Consider the following 4,201-nt stretch of genomic DNA (forward strand, 5'->3'; position numbering starts at 1 on the left):
GTCTGCGGTGAGCAGCGCATAGATGAGCTTGGACATGGAGGCTCCTTGTTTTCGAACCCCCGGCGCCCCCTCCTCCGGCCGTCGCCCTCACGGACCTGGAGCGAAGCGTCCTGCGCCTGTTTTCGGACGGCACGCGGCTGCACATGGACGCCGTGGGCCAGGAACTGGGGTTGGCCAGCCATGTGGTCAGCCGGACCCTGGTCGGGCTGGAACTCAAGGGGCTTGTGCGAAAATGGCCGGGAATGTACTACGGCCTGGAGCAGATGGAGACCCCCCCGCCATGCAAAAACTCCCCTTAAGCCTTGTCCGCCCGGGAATGGTCCTGGCCAAGGCCGTGGCCCGGGCCGACGGCATCGCCGTGGCCGCCCAGGGCACGGAACTGTCCCAGGCCCATCTGGACCGCTTCGACACCATGGGCGTGGACGCCGTGGTGGTGGAGGGCAATCCCGTGGACCTGGAGGGCGCGGCCGGGGACATGTCCTACGAAAAACGGGCCGAGCGCCTGGACCACCTGTTCCGCAAGCATGCCGGGGACAAGTGGATGCAGCAGATCAAAAAGCTTTTATACGACTATTTCAAGCTCAGGGCGGCCGGGTTGGCGGCGGCCAGGGCGGCTGCCGAGCCGCCCCGGGAGGGCTAGGCCATGGCCGAGGATCTACGCACCGAACGCAAGGGGCTCATCCTGGCGGTCAAGGATTTGCCCACCCTGCCCAAGGTCTTGGACGAGGTGGCCCGGCTGGTGGAGCGTTCCGACTCCTCCACGGACGAGGTGGCCAAGCTCATCTCCATGGACCAGGTGCTTTCGGCCAAGGTCTTGAAGATGGTCAACTCGCCCATCTACGGCTTCCCCGGGCGCATCAGCTCCATCCAGCACGCCCTGGTGCTTCTGGGGTTCAACGTGCTTCGCGGCATCATCGTGTCCACGTCCGTTTTCGAGATCATGAGCGAGAACATGGTGGGCCTGTGGGAGCACAGCCTGGGCGTGGCCCTGGCCAGCTCCACCGTGGCCCGGGCGGCCGGGCTGCGCGACCCCGAGGAATATTCCGTGGCCGGGCTTTTGCATGACCTGGGCAAGGTGGTGGCCACGGTGCAGTTGCCCGAGCTCAAGGGCGAGATCGAGCAGGCCGTCAAGACCAGGGATCTGATGTACATCGAGGCCGAAAAGGAAGTCCTGGGCTTCGGCCACGACCGCATCAACGCCTGGCTGGCCGACCACTGGAAACTGCCGCCCAACATCAAGGAAGGACTGTCCTACCACCACAAGCCGCAATTGGCCCGGCTCTATCCGGACATGGCCTGCGCCGTGCATGTGGGCGATTTCATGGCCCGGGTCTTCGAATACGGCTTCGGCGGCGACGACAACGTGCCCTACCTGCAGCCCGAGGCCTTAAAGCGCCTGAAGCTCAAGCCGGCCGACGTGGAAGGCATCCTGGGCCACTTAAGCGAGCAGTTCCTGGAAATCTCCGACCTGTCCTTCGCCTGATGCCGCGCCCGGACAAATACGGCCGCGATGTTTTGAGAAAGGGCTTCGATGTGCCGGATTCCGCGCGTCTGCAGAGACGTCCGGCGAGGATGCCATACCGCACATGACCACGGACACGGACACCAGCGCCGCCGGGTACGGCTTCACCCGCCCCCAGGACGTCACGCTTCTGACCCCGGACGCGGATTTCGCGGCGCTCATGCAGGGGTTGTGGCCGGAATCCGTCCTGCGGATCAGCCACTTCACCCGGGGCCGACGGGCCATCGAAACCCTTTTCAACGACCCGCCGGACCTGCTCATCGTGGACGGGGAGCTTTCCGACATGCCCGGGCTCGACGTGGTCTCGCTGGTCAAAAGCGAAAACGTCTACCGCCAGCTTCCGGTCATCTACGTCATCAGCCATGAGGAACTGGAGTCGGGACGGGACTGGCTGGCCGCCGAGATCGACGATTTCCTGGCCCGCCCCCTGCGCCCGGCCGAGATTCGGGCGAGGGTGCTTCTGACCCTGGCCCGGGCGTCGCGATCCTTCGACGCCAACCCCCTGACGCGGCTGCCGGGCAACACCTCCATCATCCACCGCATCCAGGAGCTCATCGACCGCCGCGAGGACTTCGCCCTGGTCTACGCCGACCTGGACCATTTCAAATCCTTCAACGACAAATACGGCTTTTCCCGGGGCGACGAGGTGCTCATGATGACCGCCCGGGTCATCGTCAACACCATCCGCAGCCTCCCCGGCATCCGGTCTTTCGTGGGCCATGTGGGCGGCGACGACTTCGTGTTCATCGTGCCGCCGGAGGTGGCGGAGACCGCCTGCCAGCGTCTGGTGGCCACCTTTGACGGCATCGTGCCCAGCTTTTATGATCCCGAGGACCGGGAGCGCGGCGACATCCAGTCCACGGATCGGGAGGGCCGCCTGCGCACCTTTCCGCTCATGGCCATCTCCCTGGCCGTGGTCTTTAACCGCGACGGCAGCCTCAAGCACTACGGCGAGGCCTCCCAGATCGCCATGTCGCTGAAAAAAAAGGCCAAGGAAAATCCCAAGAGCTGCTATGTCCTGGACCAACGGCGCGGGGACTCCCCGCCACGCACATCAAGCCTCCCCGACTGACGCCGGAGACGGCCCTCCCCGCCTGCCGGACACCGTGCAGGGCTTCGTGGACTATCTGGCCGGGCAGAAGGGCTATTCCCCGGCCACGGTGGCGGCCTACGCCGGGGACGCGGCCCAGTTCGAGGACTATCTCGGCCGCCGGGGCCTGACCCTGGCCGATCCCGGCCAGGTGACCCGGGACCATGTGCGCGGCTTCCTGGCCGAGCTGCACCGGATGCGCCTGTCCAAGACCTCCATGGGCCGCAAGCTCTCCAGCCTGCGCGGCCTGTTTAAGCATTTTCTGCGCAGGCGGCTGGTGGCCGCCGATCCCCTGGCCGGGGTGAAAAATCCCAAAAGCGAGAAGCGCCATCCCGGGGCGCTCAACGCCGACCAGGCCAAGGCCCTGGTGGAGGTCGGCGACGCCATGGACCCCAGGGCCGTGCGGGACATGGCCCTGGCCGAACTGCTCTACGGCGCCGGCCTGCGCGTCAGCGAGGCCGTGACCCTCGATCTTTTGGACGTGGACCTGTCCCGGGGGCTGGCCCGGGTCATGGGCAAGGGCGGTAAGGAACGCCTGGCCCCGGTGGGCCAGGCGGCCAAGCAGCGCCTGTTGGACTATCTTGCGGTACGGGGGGCCTTTTCCCCGGGGCCGGGCGAGAAGGCCTTTTTTCTGGGCTCGCGCGGCTCTCGCCTGAACCGGCGGCAGGCGGGGCGCATCCTTGCCGACATGGCCGCCGCAGCCGGGCTTCCCCAGCGGGTGCATCCGCATATGCTGCGCCACAGCTTCGCCACCCACATGCTCCAGGCCGGGGCGGATCTGCGCAGCGTGCAGGAGCTTCTCGGGCATTCCCGGCTGGCCACCACCCAACGCTACACCCACCTGGACCTGACCCGGATCATGCAGACCTACGACGCGGCCCACCCCCTGGCTGCGGCCGGTCCCGGGCATGCGGGGGCCCGGAATGGGGCGGACGAGGCCAAGCCTCCCGCGGCCGAGGGCGGGACGCCCGGCCCGGCCTCGGGGGCAAGGCGGAGAGGGAAATGAGCTGGGGAGACCGCTTGGGCGGTTTGTTTCAGGGCCGCAGGCCGCGCCGCCACATGCCTGCGGGTCGGCTGGCGGCGCTTTTCGTGATGTTTCTGGCCCTTTTGATCTACCAGCGCGACTACATCCTGCTGGGTCTGTCCGGGGTGGGGCTGGTCCTCTACGGTTTTTTGACGCGGCGGCGGGACTGAGCCGAGGCGTTTCCGGCCTATTTCCCGGGTTTGGTCTGGGTGCGCTCCTCGCCGGTTAGGTGGTTCATGGAGAATCCGCCCTGGTAGATGACGCCGGTGGTGGTGTCCACCACGTATTCCAGATCTCCGGTGGAGATGTAGGCATAGCGGCCGATGTCCCTTTTTTGGTCGTAGATGCGCAAAAAGGCGACCACGGCCACGATCAGGGCGATCTTGAACAGCACGTCCACAAGGGTTTTTAGGGTGTCCATGGGGCTCTCCTTGGGGGCGGTGTACGAGCCTGTCCGGGGCGAGGTCAAGGGGCCGGGCGGCCCATCCCCGGACCGGGAGAAAAAAATTGCCATCGGGTGCAAAATCAGCCACCATACGCCGCCTTGCGGGACTGCCACAGGCAG

General features: G+C 66.3%; 6 protein-coding genes and 1 pseudogene. 6 read left to right on the forward strand and 1 reads right to left on the reverse strand.

All coding sequences use genetic code 11. The features are described from left to right. Positions 1-71: 71 nt before the first annotated feature. The 6 genes and pseudogenes from V3572_RS08070 to V3572_RS08095 all read left to right on the forward strand — a co-directional run. Positions 72-299, forward strand: a pseudogene (locus V3572_RS08070) (hypothetical protein); the annotation flags it as partial. Continuing rightward, positions 281-640, forward strand: a complete 360-nt coding sequence (locus V3572_RS08075; RefSeq protein ID WP_332110469.1) for a hypothetical protein — start codon at positions 281-283, stop codon at positions 638-640. The pseudogene V3572_RS08070 and the gene V3572_RS08075, both read left to right, overlap by 19 nt. A 3-nt stretch (positions 641-643) precedes the next feature. Further along, positions 644-1,483: an HDOD domain-containing protein gene (locus V3572_RS08080; protein ID WP_332110470.1), complete on the forward strand. Its 840-nt coding sequence runs from the start codon at positions 644-646 to the stop codon at positions 1,481-1,483. Positions 1,484-1,586: 103 nt separating this feature from the next. Next, complete coding sequence (locus V3572_RS08085; protein ID WP_442877371.1) at positions 1,587-2,594, forward strand: GGDEF domain-containing protein; 1,008 nt, start codon at positions 1,587-1,589, stop codon at positions 2,592-2,594. Further along, positions 2,536-3,618, forward strand: coding sequence for a tyrosine recombinase XerC (locus tag V3572_RS08090; RefSeq protein ID WP_332110471.1), 1,083 nt, complete (start codon positions 2,536-2,538; stop codon positions 3,616-3,618). Before V3572_RS08085 ends, V3572_RS08090 begins: the two co-directional genes overlap by 59 nt. A 14-nt stretch (positions 3,619-3,632) precedes the next feature. Continuing rightward, positions 3,633-3,806 (forward strand): hypothetical protein, encoded by a 174-nt coding sequence (locus tag V3572_RS08095; RefSeq protein ID WP_332110472.1) that lies wholly within the window; start codon positions 3,633-3,635, stop codon positions 3,804-3,806. Positions 3,807-3,823: 17 nt separating this feature from the next. On the opposite strand, the gene V3572_RS08100 is transcribed toward V3572_RS08095, so the two are convergent. Further along, on the reverse strand, positions 3,824-4,057 hold the full coding sequence (locus V3572_RS08100) for a hypothetical protein (protein WP_332110473.1): 234 nt from the start codon (positions 4,055-4,057) through the stop codon (positions 3,824-3,826). Between the last annotated feature and the right edge of the window lie 144 nt (positions 4,058-4,201).

The organism is Desulfolutivibrio sp. (genome assembly GCF_036584575.1).
Lineage (GTDB): Bacteria > Desulfobacterota > Desulfovibrionia > Desulfovibrionales > Desulfovibrionaceae > Desulfolutivibrio.

Bases quoted from the DNA above. Each gene is read 5' to 3' on its own strand.
- V3572_RS08075 (WP_332110469.1), top strand. From the start codon at position 281: ATGCAAAAACTCCCCTTAAGCCTTGTCCGCCCGGGAATGGTCCTGGCC.
- V3572_RS08080 (WP_332110470.1), top strand. From the start codon at position 644: ATGGCCGAGGATCTACGCACCGAACGCAAGGGGCTCATCCTGGCGGTC.
- V3572_RS08085 (WP_442877371.1), top strand. From the start codon at position 1,587: ATGACCACGGACACGGACACCAGCGCCGCCGGGTACGGCTTCACCCGC.
- V3572_RS08090 (WP_332110471.1), top strand. From the start codon at position 2,536: ATGTCCTGGACCAACGGCGCGGGGACTCCCCGCCACGCACATCAAGCC.
- V3572_RS08100 (WP_332110473.1), bottom strand. From the start codon at position 4,057: ATGGACACCCTAAAAACCCTTGTGGACGTGCTGTTCAAGATCGCCCTG.